The sequence below is a fragment of the Flavobacterium gilvum genome, assembly GCF_001761465.1.
GTDB lineage: Bacteria > Bacteroidota > Bacteroidia > Flavobacteriales > Flavobacteriaceae > Flavobacterium > Flavobacterium gilvum.
On sequence record NZ_CP017479.1, the window covers coordinates 864,282 to 883,430 of the forward strand.

At 34.5% G+C, this 19,149-nt stretch carries 18 protein-coding genes; 8 read left to right on the forward strand and 10 right to left on the reverse strand.

Features of this window, described 5'->3' with window-relative positions:
• Positions 1-390 precede the first annotated feature (390 nt).
• The 5 genes from EM308_RS03625 (at position 391) to EM308_RS03645 (ending at position 3,527) form a co-directional block, all read left to right on the forward strand.
• Positions 391-1,605, forward strand: coding sequence for an aminotransferase class V-fold PLP-dependent enzyme (locus tag EM308_RS03625; RefSeq protein WP_035640539.1), 1,215 nt, complete (start codon positions 391-393; stop codon positions 1,603-1,605).
• Between the two features lie 11 nt (positions 1,606-1,616).
• Positions 1,617-2,048, forward strand: a complete 432-nt coding sequence (locus tag EM308_RS03630; protein WP_035640541.1) for a hypothetical protein — start codon at positions 1,617-1,619, stop codon at positions 2,046-2,048.
• Positions 2,045-2,467 (forward strand): SufE family protein, encoded by a 423-nt coding sequence (locus tag EM308_RS03635; protein WP_035640543.1) that lies wholly within the window; start codon positions 2,045-2,047, stop codon positions 2,465-2,467. Before EM308_RS03630 ends, EM308_RS03635 begins: the two co-directional genes overlap by 4 nt.
• Before the next feature lie 135 nt (positions 2,468-2,602).
• Complete coding sequence (locus EM308_RS03640) at positions 2,603-2,926, forward strand: SUF system Fe-S cluster assembly protein (RefSeq protein WP_035640545.1); 324 nt, start codon at positions 2,603-2,605, stop codon at positions 2,924-2,926.
• A gap of 91 nt (positions 2,927-3,017) precedes the next feature.
• Positions 3,018-3,527: a DUF2480 family protein gene (locus EM308_RS03645; RefSeq protein ID WP_035640547.1), complete on the forward strand. Its 510-nt coding sequence runs from the start codon at positions 3,018-3,020 to the stop codon at positions 3,525-3,527.
• A gap of 62 nt (positions 3,528-3,589) precedes the next feature.
• Here EM308_RS03645 and hflX read toward each other — a convergent pair whose 3' ends face one another.
• Positions 3,590-4,822: a GTPase HflX gene (hflX, locus tag EM308_RS03650; RefSeq protein ID WP_035636092.1), complete on the reverse strand. Its 1,233-nt coding sequence runs from the start codon at positions 4,820-4,822 to the stop codon at positions 3,590-3,592.
• 363 nt (positions 4,823-5,185) lie between these two features.
• Here hflX and EM308_RS03655 point away from each other — a divergent pair, with 363 nt between their 5' ends.
• Both EM308_RS03655 and EM308_RS03660 read left to right on the forward strand, forming a co-directional pair.
• Positions 5,186-6,658, forward strand: coding sequence for a hypothetical protein (locus EM308_RS03655; RefSeq protein WP_035636091.1), 1,473 nt, complete (start codon positions 5,186-5,188; stop codon positions 6,656-6,658).
• 8 nt (positions 6,659-6,666) lie between these two features.
• Positions 6,667-7,236, forward strand: coding sequence for a hypothetical protein (locus tag EM308_RS03660; protein ID WP_035636088.1), 570 nt, complete (start codon positions 6,667-6,669; stop codon positions 7,234-7,236).
• A 320-nt stretch (positions 7,237-7,556) separates the two neighbouring features.
• Here the strand turns inward: EM308_RS03660 and EM308_RS03665 are convergent, their stop codons facing one another.
• The 9 genes from EM308_RS03665 to EM308_RS03705 form a co-directional block, all read right to left on the reverse strand.
• Entirely contained in the window at positions 7,557-8,318 is a 762-nt protein-coding gene (locus EM308_RS03665; protein ID WP_035636085.1) for a Bax inhibitor-1/YccA family protein, read from the reverse strand.
• Between the two features lie 79 nt (positions 8,319-8,397).
• Positions 8,398-9,870 (reverse strand): murein hydrolase activator EnvC family protein, encoded by a 1,473-nt coding sequence (locus EM308_RS03670; protein ID WP_035636082.1) that lies wholly within the window; start codon positions 9,868-9,870, stop codon positions 8,398-8,400.
• A gap of 233 nt (positions 9,871-10,103) precedes the next feature.
• On the reverse strand, positions 10,104-11,336 hold the full coding sequence (locus EM308_RS03675; protein ID WP_035636079.1) for a murein hydrolase activator EnvC family protein: 1,233 nt from the start codon (positions 11,334-11,336) through the stop codon (positions 10,104-10,106).
• Positions 11,337-11,359: 23 nt separating this feature from the next.
• Positions 11,360-12,166, reverse strand: coding sequence for a DUF4292 domain-containing protein (locus tag EM308_RS03680; RefSeq protein WP_035636077.1), 807 nt, complete (start codon positions 12,164-12,166; stop codon positions 11,360-11,362).
• The gene (locus tag EM308_RS03685; protein WP_035636130.1) at positions 12,166-13,518 is read right to left on the reverse strand and encodes a tetratricopeptide repeat protein; all 1,353 of its coding nucleotides are present in this window, start codon (positions 13,516-13,518) and stop codon (positions 12,166-12,168) included. Before EM308_RS03685 ends, EM308_RS03680 begins: the two co-directional genes overlap by 1 nt.
• Before the next feature lie 277 nt (positions 13,519-13,795).
• Positions 13,796-14,806, reverse strand: a complete 1,011-nt coding sequence (locus EM308_RS03690) for a sugar phosphate nucleotidyltransferase (RefSeq protein WP_035636075.1) — start codon at positions 14,804-14,806, stop codon at positions 13,796-13,798.
• Between the two features lie 88 nt (positions 14,807-14,894).
• Positions 14,895-15,329 (reverse strand): dUTP diphosphatase, encoded by a 435-nt coding sequence (gene dut / locus EM308_RS03695; protein WP_035636073.1) that lies wholly within the window; start codon positions 15,327-15,329, stop codon positions 14,895-14,897.
• A 143-nt stretch (positions 15,330-15,472) separates the two neighbouring features.
• Positions 15,473-16,942, reverse strand: coding sequence for a lipopolysaccharide biosynthesis protein (locus EM308_RS03700; RefSeq protein ID WP_035636070.1), 1,470 nt, complete (start codon positions 16,940-16,942; stop codon positions 15,473-15,475).
• A 95-nt stretch (positions 16,943-17,037) separates the two neighbouring features.
• Positions 17,038-17,442: a GNAT family N-acetyltransferase gene (locus EM308_RS03705; RefSeq protein ID WP_051877729.1), complete on the reverse strand. Its 405-nt coding sequence runs from the start codon at positions 17,440-17,442 to the stop codon at positions 17,038-17,040.
• A gap of 575 nt (positions 17,443-18,017) precedes the next feature.
• On the opposite strand from EM308_RS03705, the gene EM308_RS03710 reads away from it, so the two are divergent.
• Positions 18,018-19,028, forward strand: a complete 1,011-nt coding sequence (locus tag EM308_RS03710; RefSeq protein WP_035636066.1) for a cytochrome-c peroxidase — start codon at positions 18,018-18,020, stop codon at positions 19,026-19,028.
• The last annotated feature ends 121 nt before the right edge of the window (positions 19,029-19,149 follow it).

Consider the following 19,149-nt stretch of genomic DNA (forward strand, 5'->3'; position numbering starts at 1 on the left):
GAATTTTGTAATTTTAGAAGAACTAATCCGCTGAAATTCCGCTGAAAGCGGTTAGTTTATAATAGTATTTTTATAAAAATTTGCGAATCTGCGGTTATTTTAAAATCTCATACGTTTACTCTGACCCAAAATCAACGATAGAGCTATTTTGATTTTTTTTCACGCAGATTTCGCAGATTTCCGCAGATATTAAATTTTAAAAAAAAGTTTTAAATTAAAATCCGTCTCAATCCGTTTAATCTGCGTTATCCGTGGCCTATTTGAAATTTCATTTTTCACTATACTTAAACGAGTATATTCTGTACTAATTTTACAATTATTAACTATTGTTTCTTAGAAAACTAAATCAATTGTATTACTTTTGTATTTAGAAAAATTCTAAATAAAACAATGTTAGATATTCAGAAAATAAGAACCGACTTTCCTATTCTTTCACAAAAAGTAAACGGAAAGCCTCTAGTATATTTTGATAATGGAGCTACTTCTCAAAAACCTCAAGTGGTTATTGATGCAATTGAGAAGTATTATCAAGAAATAAATGCAAATATTCACAGAGGAGTTCATACATTAAGCCAATTGGCAACTGATGCATATGAAGTTTCCCGTGCCAAAGTGCAAAACCATATTAACGCCAAGTTCCCTCACGAAGTACTTTTTACCTCGGGGACGACTTTTGGCATCAACTTAGTAGCCAACGGATTTGCTTCTATTCTAAAACCAGGTGATGAAGTAATTGTTTCCCATTTGGAACACCACAGCAATATTGTGCCTTGGCAAATGCTTTGCGAAAAAACAGGCGCCACGCTCAAAGTAATTCCGATGAATGAAAAAGGAGAATTGATAATGAGCGAATACGATAAGTTGCTTTCGTCAAAAACTAAAATCGTAACGGTTAACCATATTTCGAATGCATTGGGAACAATCAATCCTATCAAATATATGATTGACAAAGCACACGAAGTTGGAGCTGCGATTTTGATTGATGGTGCTCAGGCGGTACCGCATTTAAAACCCGATGTTCAGGCTTTGGATTGTGATTTCTATGCTTTTTCGGGACATAAAATGTGTGGGCCAACAGGTACCGGAATTTTATACGGAAAAGAAGCTTGGCTCAATAAATTGCCTCCCTACCAAGGTGGCGGCGAAATGATTAAAGAAGTGAGTTTCGAAAAAACTACTTATGCCGATTTGCCACATAAATTTGAAGCGGGAACTCCTCATATTGCCGGTGGAATCGTTTTGGGAACTGCCATTGATTATATGAATGAAATTGGTTTTGAAAACATTCAGAAGCAGGAATTAGAATTATTGGAGTACGCCACAAAAAGATTATTAGAAATTGAAGGCTTGAGAATTTTTGGAACTTCAGAAGCAAAAACTTCGGTAATCTCTTTTAATATTGATGGTATTCATCCGTATGACATTGGAACCATCATCGACAAATTGGGAATCGCAGTAAGAACTGGTCACCATTGTGCGCAACCGATTATGAATTTCTATGGAATTCCGGGGACGATAAGAGCTTCTTTTTCTTTTTACAATACCAAAGAAGAAATTGACTCGATGGTTGAAGCCGTAAAAAAAGCGCAAATGATGTTGTCTTAAACTCAGAAAATATGAAAGCTATAGCACTCTTGTTTTTGACGATAATCCTTGGCAATAATTGTCAGGGGCAGAAAAATATTGATTCGGCTTCCGCCAAAATAGAATATACTGCCAATTCAAGAGGTTTGTACAATAATATTGTTGTAGAGAATAAAACAGTTTTTGTCACGAATACTCGAAACGGAAAACCTGTTTCAAATTCTCTCACCGATGCCCAATGGAATGCTTTGATAAAAGAATTTCAAAAAGTAAATCTGGAGGAAATTCCGAGTTTGAAAGCACCTACAAAAAAACGTTTCCACGATGGTGCGGCAATGGCCAATTTGAAAATAACATACAAAGGGAAAAACTATGAAAGTCAGACTTTTGACAATGGATTTCCCCCCGAAAAAATAAAGAACTTAGTAAACAAAATACTATCCTTTTCAAAAAAAGAAGAATGACAATAAAAGAAGTACAAAACGAAATCATTGATGAATTCTCCATGTTTGACGACTGGATGCAACGGTATGAATACATCATTGAATTAGGCAAAAACCTCCCTTTAATTAAGGAAGAATTTAAAACAGACGAAAATTTAATCAAAGGATGCCAATCCAAAGTATGGCTTCAGGGAGAAAAAAACGAGGACAAAATTGTTTTCACTGCAGATAGCGACGCCATCTTGACCAAAGGAATAATCGCAATTTTAATCCGCGCTTTTTCAAACCAAAAAGCAATTGACATATTAAATGCCGACACGGATTTTATTGATGAAATTGGTTTGAAAGAGCATCTTTCGCCAACAAGAGCCAATGGCTTAGTCTCGATGATAAAAAATATTAAAATGTATGCTTTGGCATTTGATGCTAAGAACAAATAAAAAAAATTAAACCATTAAGATATTAAGGAAAATTAAGTTTACAATTAACTTTATGACCTTAATATCTTAATGGTGAAATAATAAAAAAGCTTGCTGTTTAAAATATCACCCCAAAGGTGAAAAACAAATACAAAAATGGAACAAGAAATAAACACCGAAGAATTAGGAGAATCAATCGTAAAAAAATTAAAAACCATTTACGACCCGGAGATTCCTGTAGATATTTACGAATTGGGATTGATTTATGACGTAATGGTCAACACCGATTATGAAGTAAAAATTCTAATGACCCTAACTTCTCCAAACTGTCCTGTTGCGGAAAGTTTACCTAGAGAAGTAGAAGAAAAAGTGAAATCAATCGAACACATCAAAGATGCCGAAGTGGAAATCACTTTTGATCCGCCATGGAGCAAAGATTTGATGAGCGAAGAAGCAAAATTAGAATTAGGAATGCTTTAAATTAGTCTATAGTTTATTGTTTTTGGTTTGTTGTTTTCGAACTATAAACCAAAAACAATAAACTATAAACAACAAACCAAAAACTTTTCAAATGGAAGAAATAGTCAATAAAGTGGCAAACAGCGTTCTGGAAGTTTTTGATCTTGAAGATTACTATCCGGCGGGAAGTCGTATTCAAATTGATCTCTCACAATGGCTTTTGGAAGGTTTTTTGTTAAAAGAAAAAGACTTTAGGGAAGAGCTCAAAAATCACGATTGGTCACAATACCAAGACCAATATGTTGCCATTTTATGTAGCACAGATGCTATTGTTCCAAAATGGGCAATGATTCTGATTACGATGCATTTGGCTCCTTTTACCAAAAAAATTATAAATGGTAACATCGAAGATTTAGATGCTTCTTTGTACGAAGAATTGCTCCCTAAAATTGATTATTCTGTTTACAAAGATAAGCCTGTTATTATAAAAGGATGCTCCAGAAAACCAGTCCCTATGCGGGCTTATGTTTTGGCAGCACAATACTTGCAACCTTACGCCAAAAGCATCATGTATGGAGAAGCGTGTTCGGCAGTGCCTTTGTATAAATCGCCAAAAAACTAATCTCTTTTTTTGTGAAATATAATCAAAAAGACCTTTTAGAAAATTCTAAAAGGTCTTTTTGATTATTCATTTTCTTCTTTCTCCACAGCATCTTTATAGTCCGGGTATAAAAATTTATTGTAAGGAAAACGAGTAATATGAATTTGTCGAACTGCTTCATACACACATTCCCTGAACTCTTCGAAGTTTTGCTTTTGGGAAGCCGAAATGAATAATGCTTTCGATTCTCCCAAACGGTGCATCCAGGTTTGCTGCCATTCTTCTAAGGTGAAGTGTCTTGGCGTCTTTTCGGTCATCAAATCATCTTCGTCAATCGTCAAATGTTTATAGGCATCGATTTTATTGAAAACCATTATAACCGGTTTATCATGAGCCTTAATGTCCTGCAAAATTTGGTTTACCGACTCAATATGATCTTCAAATTCGGGATGCGAAATATCGACAATGTGCAATAACAAATCGGCTTCACGAACTTCATCCAAGGTACTCTTGAACGAATCAACTAGCTGAGTAGGCAATTTTCTGATAAACCCAACGGTATCCGAAAGTAAAAATGGTAAGTTTTTGATAACCACTTTACGAACTGTTGTATCCAATGTCGCAAAAAGTTTGTTTTCGACAAATACATCACTTTTTCCGATTGCGTTCATCAGAGTCGATTTTCCCACATTCGTATAACCCACCAACGCCACACGAACCATTGCGCCACGATTGCTGCGTTGCACGCCCATTTGCCTGTCTATGGTTTTAATCTTTTCTTTCAATAACGAAATTCGGTCACGAACGATACGTCTATCTGTTTCAATCTCCGTTTCTCCTGGTCCACGCATTCCGATACCCCCTTTTTGACGTTCCAAGTGTGTCCACATTCCGGAAAGTCTTGGTAGTAAATATTGGCATTGCGCTAGTTCTACCTGAGTTCTTGCATATGAGGTTTCGGCTCTTTGCGCAAAAATATCCAGTATAAGATTCGTACGGTCGAGTATTTTGCAATCAATGATTCTTGAAATATTTTTTTGTTGGGAAGGCGATAATTCATCATCAAATATCAAAGTTGAAACATTGTTTTCTTTTACAAAAAGACAAATTTCTTCGAGTTTTCCTGTCCCTACAAAAGTTTTTGGATTTGGACGATCCATTTTTTGCGAAAAACGTTTTACCACTTCGCCTCCTGCCGTAAATGTCAGGAACTCCAATTCGTCAAGATATTCATTGAGTTTCTCTTCACTTTGGTTTTGGGTAATTATCCCAACGATGGCCGTTTTTTCAAAATTTATTGTTTCCTTTTCTAACATATCTCTAAATAAGAATGCAAATTTAATGATTTGACAGCTACAATCCTTTTAATGACTGTATAAAAAAGAACTTTTACAAAAAAGTTAAATGGAACCTAATTAACCCAAGTTGCTAGTATAAATACGCTGAAAAAACAACAAAAGTTGCCATCTAAATAAAATCTTATATTTCTATTAAACTCCCCCTTATAGAATAGACTTTGAAGCAAAACAGATAAACCATAGAATTAGCACTACATTTTTTTAGTAGATTGTACTACAAAGCCTTAATTATTTAAGCCGTACAATTGTAATAGTAAGTAATCGAACTTAACTAGCAGCTTATATTAATTAGATAAAACTTAAATTATTAAAACTAAAAATATGACAAAACTTTCCACTTTAGTTGGTGTGACATTTTTCGTTGCACTTCTTTTATCTGCCTGCAGCGCAGAAGAAAGCATGACTCAATCATCAACAAATCAAACTGTCAATGATACTAAAAATTGGTTTGAAACCGATTTAAACAAAACAAATCTCAAAATTCTTGATTACGTCAAAGAAATTCGATGGAATGATGCGATTGTAACAAATGGTGAAAAAGGTCAAATTATTGAAGTTCCAATAACCCTATTAGACTATATAACTACTACTAATAAAAAAGCTAAAAAATCAAACAGCGACGATGACTCAACAAAATTAAACGACTACCATAGGTTGCTTTTTACCAAAATTGATGATAAAAATTATAAATGCTTTGATCTTCAAATTTTAACAAATGAAAACAACTTTGATAATCTTGATAAAAATTTCAATTATTACAGCATCAAAGGTGATTTTAATGGATTTGTAACTATTTATGACCCCTCGAAGCAAAAAGTAAATTCCCAAGAATTTAAAGACGGGAAACGTCCAATTCACAAGTTGACTGATCGAATGGATGAGTCTGCAGACTGTACCTATTTAGGGTGGTGGCTTGACGACGGTACTTTTAAACCACTATTTTTACTATATTGCACGGGTACCGGTGAAGATTATGGAGGTGGCTATTTAGGAGGCTATGGAGATAATGGTGGTGGCGGTGGTGGCGGAGTTGGAGGATATTATCCTACACCAACCATAGCTGAAAGGCTTCAAGAAAGGATTGATGAAACCGACTTGGATAATTGCACCAAAGATGTTTTACATAAATTAGAAAATTTGACTAATGAAGGTGATATTTTGAATATGCTAGAAAGATTTAGTCCTGAAGGATCAATTTATGATATTAAAATGAGCATAGGATCAATGAAGTACCCTGGTGATTTAGCCGAAACAACAAGATCTGCAACTTCCTATTATGTTGTTAATATGGTTTTTGATGAAAATTATATTAAGGGAATTGGTAATACTTCTCGCCCTACAGATTTATCTGTTGCCACAACTATGGCCCATGAAATAATCCATGGCTACTTAATAAACCTGATGGGTGAAAATCAAGCTTGTGGAGCTTCAGGGATATGTGATTTTCCAACAGTTTATGAGGCTTATGTGCAACAAAAAATCACAAATAATCCCAACATAGTCCCAGCTGAAATTCATAAGGAAATGGCTGAGAAATATGTTAATGAAATAGCCAAAACCATCCAACAATTTGATACAGGCACGACCGTTGGCTCAGATTATCCATATCAGCTCTATTTAGATATGGCTTGGGCAGGACTGTCAGAAACAGCTTATTTTAATAAAATATATCCAAATGACAAAACACATAAAAACTTTGAAGATCGAAAAAGAATATTAAATAGATTTAACGCTGAAAAATTGGGTGTCACGTATGGTGGACAAACAGTAAAAGGAAAACCTTGCACTAAATAATAAACAAGATGAAAACAAGTTGTATTTTATTATTATTGACACTGACTCTCTTTTCATGCAAGTCTTTGCGTAATGAAAATTATGAAGCAATAAGAGTTTTTCTGGAAACAGAAAAAATTGATAAAACCAAAAAATACATTCTTCAAAAGGAACAAACAAGCAGTAAAATTACTTTAAGAATTTTTAACGGTGGTGACGGGGCTGAACATATTATGGATCCACTAGATCCTATAGATTTTACAAAAGGTTTACATAAGGATAAACATTGGAGAAAATTATATAAAAAACATATAAAAGATACTATTGGTTACTGGGTAAAAGAAGATTTTCCAGAATACAATTTTGTTTTAGAAAGTGACAAATTCATTTTTACTCAAAATTTTCATTATACCTATTCAGTTAATGATGAAGTAATATGGATTTCGAAACCAATATATTATTGGAATAAAAAATACATTCTGTTTACATACCAAAAGGGATTACTTTATGGAGGTAGCTCTATTTGCTTAGTCATTATGAAAAAAGAGAAAGGAAAATGGGTTATCGTTGACAGATTTGGGGATTATAATTATTATTAATTGGCGGAATATCGATTATGCTAATGGAAAAGGATTCGAAAGAGAGGGCTTTTAGTTCCCTCTTCCGGTCTTTTAAAATCTTAAAAGGCACTATCACAAAAAATATGTGAGATGAAAAGTTAAGGCTTCGTTTTGTAAAATCGGAGCCCTTTTTAATTAGCCTATGTTAAATACTTTGTATAAACTGAACTATCTAATCAAGTGAGTTATGATTTTTTCTAAAAATCTTCGAATGCTACTAATATATTGATTTTAAAAAGTATTAATCAAAAAAATACCCCTCATTTCTGAAGGGTATTTTTTTATAAAAAATTTGAATATTATTTTTTGTTCAATTTTGAAAGTAATCTCAAAAATTCGATGTACAGCCAAACTAATGTAATTATTAATCCCATGGCTCCGTACCATTCCATGTATTTTGGCATTTTTTGCTCTACTCCTTTTTCGATTCTGTCAAAATCAAGGAACAGGTTTAATGCAGCGATGATGATTACAAATGCGCTAATTCCGATGCTCATCATGGAGTTTCCGTAGTGTACCGGCGTGAAACTGGTGAACAGTGAAAACAACCACGAAATTAAATAATAAGTAGCAATGGCCAATGTTGCGGCTACAACAACGGATTTGAATTGCTCTGTTACTTTTACGATTTGATACTTATACAAAGCTAGACAAACTCCGAAAGTTACAAATGTTGCACCAACGGCCTGAGTCACGATTCCCGGATACTGTACTTCGAAAATGGCCGAAACTCCACCAATGAACAATCCTTCAAAAAGGGCGTATCCCGGAGCCAAATAAGGTGAAGCTTCTGGTTTGAACGATGCAATTACAACCAAAATCAATCCAACTATTGCTCCTCCAAATGCTGGAATTATTGGGTTCATTCCGTTGAAAGTAGCCCACCAGATTACGGTTGCTGAAGCAACAAGCAATAAAAACAAAATTAAACTTCTGTTGATTGTTCCCGCCAAGGTCATGTCTTGATTTTGATCAATAACAGTGGCTTGATGCACTTCGTCTCTTCTTGAAACAGCATTTGAAAATGTCTTGTTGTTTAAAAAAGGGTTATTCGAATTCATGATTTTTCTGATTTAAATTTTATCAAATATAACTTATATTTTTTAGAAGAACTGTTTATATTTTTATAATTTATTTTGGTTATCTCGCCGACAACCACGCTCTTGGATTGGTATAAGTCGTGTTTTGGGTTATCGCAAATTTCAATATTGTTTTGCCCTCACCATTTGTCTTGATTTTACCCAAGACTTGTTTAATTCCTATTTTATCTCCCTTGCTTACACTTACGGAACTTAAGTTTTGGTACAAGGTAAAAAAGTCTCCGTGCTGCAACATAACCACTTTATTCACTGGAGAAATAATAATAACACTCGCTACAATTCCGTCAAAAACAGCTCTAGCACTAGATCCTGAATCAGTGGTGAACTCCAATCCGCTGTTTGGAATTTGAAGGTCTCTATAAACTGGATGCGCTTGAAGACCAAATCCCATGGAGATGAATCCTCGTTCTACAGGCCACGGTAGTTTTCCTTTATTGGCTTTAAAATTATCCGAATCCACTTTTCCTACAGGTGACAAATCAATTTTTGTGGTCGAAACTGCTTTGCTAGACGTTTCAACAGATTCTTCCTTAACGGCGACTGGCACTTCTTTGGCAATAGCTTTTTCGACTTCTTTCGGAATCGGAATCGGTTTTGGTGCTGGCTTTGCTTCAGCTTTAGCTTTTGCTGCTGCTAATGCATTAGCTTTTTCAATTTCTTTTTTCTTTTCTAGAGCTTTTGCTTTTTCCAAGGCTATGGCTTTGGCAAGCGCTTCGGCTTTGGCTTTGGCCGCTGCATCTGCTTTGGCTTTTTCTCGTTTTGCCTTTTCAATCGCTGCTTTTCTATTGGCTTCGGCGATGGCTTCGCGAATTAATTTGTCAATTTTTCTATTGATGGCTTTGGCTTCAAGCTGTTTTTTCTTGATATCTGCGATGATTTTGCTTTTGTCTTTCTTCAAAGACGCTACCAATTTTTCTTGTTCTACCTTTTCTTGTTCCAATGACAATCGCTCTTTTTCTTTCTCGGCTATGAGTTGCTCTTTGGCGCTTTTTTGAACATCCAATTTTGCGTTAAAACCATAAAGCACATTGGTTTTTGATTGGATTTCTTTTCCTTGCATGCGTCTGTAGTTCGTATACTGTTTCATATACTGTGCTCTTTTGTAGGCCTGCAAAAAACTATTGGATGACAATAAAAACATCGCCCGACTTTCTTCCGAACGGCTTTTATAGGATTTGACAATCATTTTGGAATAATCTTCTTTGAGCAATTTTAGCTCTTGCTCCAATTTTTCTATTTGGGTTTGATTGGTGGCAATTGAATTTCCAAGCAGTGTCGTTTGTTTTTCGGTGGTAGCAATCAATTCTTCCTTAAGTTTGATTTTATTGCTTTGCAAGACAATCGCTTTGGTAGCTGTTTTTTCCTGCTTCTTTACTTCTTGAAGTTTGGTTTCGTTTTCCCGAATCTCTTGTTGGATTTTTACTTTACGTTCTTCTAATTTTTTTTGGTTGTCCTGACCCCAAACTAAGGCCGTTGTAATTAAAAAAATTAAACTCAGAAAATTTTTTAGCATCGCAAATTAAATAAAGTGCAAACTTAATGAATCATTTTCTTAAAAAGCGGTACTATTTTATTTTTAACGACTATCCATTTATAACACCAATTAAAAATTTAGTTGGTTTATTAAAAAGATAAAGTTATTTTTTCTTTTCAAACCATTAAGAGATTAAGGTTAATTAAGTCTAAAAACTTAATTTTCTTAATATCTTAATGGTAAAAAAAGTACCGCTTTTTTCTTCCTGTTAACTACATATTATACAGCCAACTTGCCGGATTGTTGTAGGTTGTATTTTGAGAAATTGTGAATTTCAGAACGGTCTTTCCTTCTCCATTGGTTCTTATTTTTCCCAAACTTTGTTTGGTACTCACTTTTTCTCCTTTGGTCACATAAACCGAACTTAAATTTTGATAAACAGTAAAGTAATCCCCGTGCTGAATCATGACTCCCTTATTTACTGGTGAGAAAATCATAACTCTGGTCACCTCGCCCTCAAAAACCGCTCTTGCATTTGCACCTTGCTCGGTGGTAATCTCCACCCCGCTGTTTTGAATCTCAAGATCTGGATATATAGGATGTGGTTGTTTTCCAAAACCTAACGACACAAATCCTTTTTCAACTGGCCAAGGTAATTTCCCTCTGTTTGCTCTAAAATTATCAGCCAATATTTTGGCTTCGGCTGTTAAAACAATTCTTGCCGACGAGTATGTTCCGGCGGCAGCATTTGGATTTTCACTTGCTGCCTTTCTATTGGCTTCGGCAATTGCTTCCCTGATTAAACGCTCAATCTGACGTTCTATCGCTCTCGACTCCTGTTGCTTTTTCTTAATATCGGCTGTGATTTTTTTCTTGTCTTTTTTGATTGAATTCACCAATTTTAGTTGTTCTTTCTTTTCTTGCTCAAGGGACATTTTTTCTTTGGTGTTTTCGACCAACAATTTCTTTTTGGCTATCTTTTGAGTATTCAGCTTTTCATTGTATCCTAAAAGCTCATCCGTTTTGGATTTGATTTCCTCACCCTGCATTTTCCTGAAACTCGTATATTGTTTCATATACTGGGCTCGCTTGTAGGCTTGCAAAAAATTCTCCGAAGACAATAAAAACATTGCCCGGCTTTGCTCGGATCTACTTTTATAGGACTTGACAATCATCTTGGCGTAATCTTCCTTAAGCTCTGCCAATTCCTTATTCAACTTATTTATTTTCATCTGATTGATGTACATATCGTTGTTAAGGATCTTCGTTTGTTTCTCCGTAGTCCGAATCAGTTTTTCTTTCAGCTTTATTTTATTGTTTTGCAAAATGATTACATTAACTGCCGATTTTTCTTTTTTCTTAACGCTTTGCAATAACCTTTCATTATCACGAATTTCTTGTTGAATCTCGGCTTTTCGCTTTTCCAATTTTTCTTGTTGCGATTCTTGTCCCCACATTATTGAGGTCGTGCATAAAAAAAATAAGCCTATGAGAAATTTTTGCATCTTACAATCTTTTTTATTCAAATTTATTTAATTAAAACCTTTTTATAACCACTTGGAACACTGTACGGAAAAGTAAGTTCCTCATTTACAGTTATAGTATTGTACCCCAAATTAATGGCTGTTTTCCCTTTATCCTGTTCAGCATTTATGGCAATATCCGAGGGAATTGAAGACTCATTATAGATTTTATAATCAGAATAAGAGACCTCCATTTTTCTGTTTTCGGTAATTTGTGAAATCTCTTGTTTATTCAAAAGAAATTTATCTTTGTCAAAAAAGAAATATTTTTTGATGTTATTTTTCGAAATATCCTCCAATCGATACGTTTGGTCAACCAACGAATCTTTATAATTGCCAACTGTCAAATCATCCATTGCCTGACCAATCAATATATTTTGTACTTTGGTATAATCCAAATCAGCGCCTAACCACTTGCTCAATGTACTAAAATCACCTTCAAAATAGGTTCCGCCCAACTTCTCATAATAACTTACTGACGAAGGTGTTATCAACGCTTTTGCCATAGTGATTCCAAGAAAACGAATACTCACCAAAATCTGTTCATTCTTCTTAATTTTAATTTCAGCGGTTAAATTTTGATTCTGTTTTTCGTCACTATATTTTACGCTGGATTTTATGTACAATGTTTTAAAATCATTTTTGTTGGCATAATGATTTTTAATAATTTTTCCTGCCGTCATGCGATTTTCATCTACACTTTTATTCTCACCACTTACAACTTTTCCCTTTGCTTTACAAGATACCAATGACATAGAAGTACACAGGCACATCGTGAAAATAAAAAGTCCTCTTCCCAAAAATCGTTTCATTATTTTTTCTCTTTTAATAATTGATTGGCTTTATTGAAATATAATTCTTTTTTGGAAGCATCCCCCAATCCACTATAGGCTTCTCCCAATTGTATATTGAAATTGATTTCTAAATTTTTGTTTTCTACAACATAATCCATGCCCATTTCGAGAATGTCCTTGGCTTTCTTATACAATTGCAACTGATTATTTGCCATACCTGCATAATAATAAAATTGAGGTTCTGCAGGATAAGTATCAATCAATGCCATTGCTTTTTTGGCAACAGGTTCAAATTGTTTTAATTCGGTATTGGCTTGAAGCCAAAGTAAACTGGTTTCCAAATCGACTTCGGAACTGTTTTTCTCCGATAAGCTATAATACTTAATTGCTTTTTCCCATTCTCTTTTGTTATGGTAAAATTTACCTATTTCCTTGGCAACATTTACCTTGGGATCATTTTTAAAATAATCTATTGCTTTATCCAAATCGGGAACAAACTGCGGACTTGCATTGGCAAAAAGCAAAAATTCATTCAGGATTCGGTGTTTTATTTTTGAATCAATTTTGGTGCTTGCCAAAACTATATTCATCGATTTTACGGCATTGGCACCATCGTTTTTATCAAGATAATTTTTGAACAAACTCACTTGTGCCCAAACCGATTCCGGAATTTCTTTTTCTAATTTTTTGGCAACTTCCTGTGCTTTATCCTCTTCATTATTATTAGAATACAAAAATATCAAAGCAATATAATTAGACTCTTCTTTAGGATTTTTGTCAATTAGCACTTTTAAATTGTCTGCCTCCGAATTTTCATATTTCCCTTCTGAAAGGATTTCCATTTTATACATTTCCCTTCTCTCCGTTTTCCCAACCTTCTCGTTCAGCTCATTGATTAACGCCAAAGCCTTGTCCTGTTGTTTGGTTGCCATGTAAAGAGAAACTAAATCTTCTTTGTATTCGGCATCAAAAGGAATTATTTTGTTGACAATGTTTATCGCCTGATTGAAATCTTTGGTTTCATAACACACATCATATAATCCTACCCAAAACCATTTGTTATTGGAATCAATCTGAGTGGCGTGTTCAAAAGCGGAATAGGCATTTTTATAATCTTTTGAGTACAAATAATTTTTACCCATTTCGAAATAAATGGTGGAATTATTGGGCTGTAATTTTAAACATTGCTCCAAAGCAACGAGCGATTTATCATAATTTTCGATGCTCTTCTGAAAAATAGACTCATAGAAAAGGTCTTGAAATTTGTCCCCATCTACTTTGATTTCCTCCGGTTCTGTTTGTGCCAATACAATAGTTGCATTGCAAAGCAAAACTGACGAAACGAATATAAAAGCCCATTTTTTTTTCATCGAAAAGGAAGTCTTTGGGAACAAAATCAACATTAAAGGTTCCCCTTTGCAAAATAAATTAAAAAAACGACAAAGCAGCATAATATTAACGTAAATAATGCTGCTTTGTGTTTTTAAATTATGTTTTTAACCGTTCGGTGAATTATTTTTAACACATAGAAACATAGAATTTATTATGTTTAAAAAGACTTGATAGTCGTTTTACTTCTCACATAGCTAATCTATGTGTTTCATTTTTTATTTAAACCGTATTTCACCAAATGGGCTATGTTTTTAATTATTCCAAAACAGAATAATCACCTATGCTTATACTTGTGAATTTCCCATCAAAACTAGCGTGGTTACCAATCATCGCGTTGTCCAAATTGGCATTTTTTATATGGGAATGCGTTTGTACCAAACTGTTTTTTATAGAACTGTTTTGCACATGACATGCGTTACCCAAAGACACATTTGGACCAACATTAGCGTTAATCAATACCACATCATCACCAATATAGCAAGGAGGAATAATAGTCGAGTTTTCTAATTTTACATTTTTCCCGACCAATTGCTCTCCATCGTTGTGAAGGAAACCTAACATTCTGGAATTGGTTTCGACAGTAACATCTTTGTTTCCGCAATCCATCCATTCATCAACTTCTCCGGGAACAAATATCATGCCTTTGGCCATCATTTGTTTTATCCCGTCGTTGATTTGATATTCTCCGCCATGAATAATGTTATTATCCAATACTGATTGCAATTCATTTTTTAAAACGGCAACATCTTTAAAATAGTAAATTCCGATAACGGCAAGATCCGACACGAATTCTTTTGGTTTTTCAACCAATTCGATTATTTCGTTTGCCTCATTTAAGTTTACCACACCAAAAGCTTCCGGCTGATCTACTTGTTTCACCCAAATCACGCTGTCGGCATTGGTATCCAAATCAAAATTGGCTCGGATTAAAGTGTCGGCGTAAGCAATTACTGCTGGTCCGCTCAAAGAATCTTTGGCACACATAATTGCGTGACCCGTTCCCAATGCTTCGTTTTGATAGTAGATAGTTCCTTTGGCGCCTAATTTTTGGGCAATTGCAATTAAATCTTCTTCTACTTTTGCTCCAAAACTTTCGTGAATAACGAATGCTATTTCTTCTATAGGCTGATTTAAAACTCCTGCAATATCCTCTACTAAACGATGTACAATTGGTTTTCCTGCAACAGGAATTAATGGTTTTGGAATGGTTAATGTGTGTGGACGAAGACGTGATCCACGTCCTGCCATAGGTACTATTATTTTCATTTTTATTTTATTAAAGATTAAAAATTAAAAGATTGAAAAATTTAGGGGGGCTAAATCTTTAATCATTAACTATTTGAATTATTAAATTTTATTTTACTCCTGTGCTTCCAAATCCGCCTGCGCCTCTTGACGTTTCGGTTAATTCATGGACTTCGTTCCACTCTGCTCGCTCATGTTTGGCGATAATAAGTTGGGCAATACGTTCTCCATTTTCTACAACAAATGGTGTGTTGGATAAATTTACCAGAATTACTCCTATTTCGCCTCTGTAATCGGCATCGATGGTTCCGGGAGCATTAAGGACGGTTATTCCGTTTTTGGCAGCCAATCCGCTTCTTGGGCGCACCTGTGCTTCGTAACCAATTGGCAATTCAATGAAAAGCCCTGTTTTTACAATGGTTCTTTCCAATGGTAGCAAAGTTATCGGTTCGACCAAATTTGCTCTTAAATCCATTCCGGCAGACGCAATGGTTTCGTAATTTGGCAATGCGTGCTGTGATTTGTTGATGATGTTTATTGTCATTATTTTTTTAATATAAAATGATGTTGATTCTAGTATGCCCTAGCCCTGATTGCTTCGCCAGTTCGCTACGCTCGTGTGTAGTGAAAATCCTTGTTAACCGGGGTTCGGTCAACAAGATTGTAACGGATAGCAGGAAATAGCTCCTAATTTTTTGCTGACCTTTTCAAAATTTGCAAAAGTAAGGCTTTTTCATTGTAATAAATAAACCCTAAAAATATAGCCAAAAGTGAAATTCCGATATAATAATTCCCGTTAAAACCATAAAAAGAAATACATGAAAACCCGGTAGATAAAGACAGGTAGCCTCCTATTTTTTTCTTGTCGTAGGGAATCGGGTAATACTTATTCCCCAAATAATAGGAAATGAACATCATGCTTCCGTAGGCCGAAAGGGTTGCAATCGCAGAACCATAATAACTGTATTTTGGAATTAGTAAATAATTTAAAATCAGTGTTACAACAGCTCCAACTATCGAAATATAGGCGCCAACATACGTCTTGTCAATGAGTTTGTACCAAACGGAAAGATTGGTATAGATTCCAAGAAAGAAATTGGCCAATATAATCAGTGGAACTACTTTCATGGCTTCCCAATAGGATGAATTTGGAATCATGACTTGTTTCAAAAGATCGGCAAAAACGATTACAGTCAATAGAATGAAAGAACCGAAAATGACAAAATATTTAGTAACCGTCGCATAGGTTTCCTGCGCTTTGTCATTGGAAGCGTGACTGAAAAAGAATGGCTCAATCCCAAGGGTATAAGCTGTTCTATAGAGAACCATAAAAAGCCCCAATTTGTAACAGGCAGAGTAAACCCCAACTTGTTCATCGGCAATATTATCTGGCAATAATTTTCCCAAAAGGATTTTGTCAAACTGTTCGTTTATTGCAAAGGCAATTCCTGCCACCATGATAGGTAATCCATAACGCATCATTCGTTTCCAGAGTTCATAATCAAATTTCCATTTGATTGTAAAATAATCAGGAAAAAGTACCACAAAAGTTATAAAACTAGCAATGATATTGGCAAGAAAAATATAACCTACCTGAAAGTTTTCGATATAAACTGAGCTAAGGAAACTGTCTGGCTGCGACTCTGAAATGCTCGGTAAATAGAGTAGGAAGAATAAATTTAATATCAAATTAACCACCACATTTCCAATTTTTATCATGGCATAAAATTTTGGTCTTTGGTAAGCCCTTAATTTGGAAAAAGGGACAATAACCAAAGCATCCAGCGCTAAAATCCAAATAGAATACGTGACATATTGCGTATCTACCCCCGACCAAACCGCCAAGGTATTTCTAAACATTAATGCCAAAAAAACGAAAAGTATTGTGGACCAGAAAATAGAAATAATCGTGGTTTCGATTACGCTTTCCTTATTCTTTTCTGAATTATAAAATCTAAAAAAAGCGGTTTCCATACCATAAGCCAGAATAACATTGAAAAAAATCATCCAGGCAAAAATGATGGAGACTTTACCATATTCATCTTTTGGAAGCATATGGGTATAAAGTGGCGTCAAAAGGAAACTGAATATTCTTGGTACTACAGTAGCAATCCCATAAATGGCAGTCTGTTGTAAAAGCTTTTTGTATAATCCCAAAATGTTTTTCTGTTAGTTATTATAAAACAAAAATAACCAATTCTTTGGTTATTTTCGGTCTTTTGCAATTGAATAAAGTTTCTAAATAAAAGATGCTATGTCAGGCCCTCTTCGTTCAACATTTTTACAAAATGAAATCCCCTTGGTTCATAACCTTGATTGTAATAAAAACGATGTGCCGTAAAGTTTCCGGTGAAAGCATCTAAAACAATCGCATTGCAGCCCTCGGCTTTGGCTTTGGCATCAATATAATCAGTCATCATTTTTCCAACTCCTTTGGAACGATGTTCTGAATGGACAATGAAATTATCAATTTCTATATATTTTCCTGTCCAAAGTTTGATAGCTGTCCAAAAACCGGTTAATCCTATACAAATTCCATCATCAAAAACGGCTACTTGTTTGTAATTGTGTGGGACCATTTCATTTAAATATTCCTCATACTTTTCCAAAGTGATATTGGGGTACAAATGTTTCATTGTCCCTATTTGATCCAACATTTCGGTAACAGTGGCGAGTTCGACGACTTTCAAATATTTAAAATTTAAAATTGTAAAAGCAAAATTAATCCTTTTAGAATAATTAAAAAAATCACCAAAAGTGGGTATTGTGAGAACTTACTGAATGACTGATATTTGCAAAGTTAAAGATAAACAAAGATTATAAAGTCAATTTGTCCTTCTAAAACAAAACACGGTCAAAGCTAAGTTTTACCAAAAAATAACAGAGCATAGGGATTTATAAAGCTAATTGTTGCCTCAAAAAAAATAACAAAGCCTCGGGGAAAAGCTAATATTACCCTTAAAAAATAGAGCATAAGGACTATAAAGCTATTTGTTCCTTTTAAAACAAAGCATAAAAAAAGAGCCTTTTGGCTCTTTTTCGTTTTTTATATATTCTGTATTTTTTGTCAAAAAAAACTTAATTTATGATAAAAGTCGGTTTTATCTTCCGCCCATGTCTTTAAATTTGAGGTATAATTTTACACATTCGTTTATAAAAGTTGAAAAGAATCAAAATGAATCTATTTTGAATTTCAAATATTAATTTTTATAAAAACTAAATTTATATTCAAATGAAAAAAATTACACTAATTTTAGCAGGCTTAGCTTTTGTATCCTGCAAAAAAGAATCTGCTGACAATGATTTTTCAAAAGTTCCAACAGTTAATAAATCGGAATTAGCTGTCAAAGCATCCAATTTCTTTAAATCAGTTTCAACATTAACAGAAGATAACATACCACAAGAAAAAATCGATTTGGGCAAGAAGTTATTCTATGATAAAGCTTTATCAAAAAATGAATCCATCAGCTGTAATTCTTGTCATAATTTAGCTGCATTTGGTGTTGATAATCAATCATTTTCCTTGGGAGACACTAAGAAACTAGGCGGGAGAAATTCCCCTTCGGTGATATACGCTTCTCTCCATTCTATGCAATTTTGGGACGGACGTGCCAAAGACGTGGAAGAACAAGCTAAGGGACCTTTACTTAATCCTGTTGAACACGGAATTCCTAACAAAGAATTTTTGGAGAAAAGATTAAGAGCAATACCAGAATATCAAGCTATGTTCAAAAAGGTATTTCCCAACGACAAAGAACCTATCACTTTTGACAACCTTGCCAAAGCAATAGCGGCTTTTGAAAGCAAGTTACACCCCAAAAGCAAATTTGATAACTACCTAGAAGGAAAAGAAAACGCCTTGAACCAACAGGAGAAAAAAGGATTGGAAAATTTTATAGACAATGGTTGTGTTACCTGTCATAGTGGTGTGGCGGTGGGAGGTCAAATGTTCCAAAAGTTCGGGATTTACAGCGAATATGCCAAGCTAACCCATAGTACCAAAATTGACAAAGGTCTTTTTGACAGAACCAAACAAGACGGAGACCAATTCATGTTCAAAGTTCCAAGTTTAAGAAACGCTGAAAAAACTGCTCCTTACTTTCATGATGGTTCCGTTGCTTCGCTAAAGGAAGCTATTCAGATTATGGGCAAGTTACAATTGAATAAAGACATTTCTGATAATGACGCCAACGATATGGTAGCTTTTCTGAAAACTTTGACAGCAGATGTTGATGCAAAGTAAAAAGAAAAAACAAAAAGCTAATACCCTCTAGTGAAAAGCACAAGCAATTATAAAACTATTTTTCCCTTTTAAAACAAAGCATAAAAAAAGAGCCAAAAGGCTCTTTTTCTGTTTTGTTATT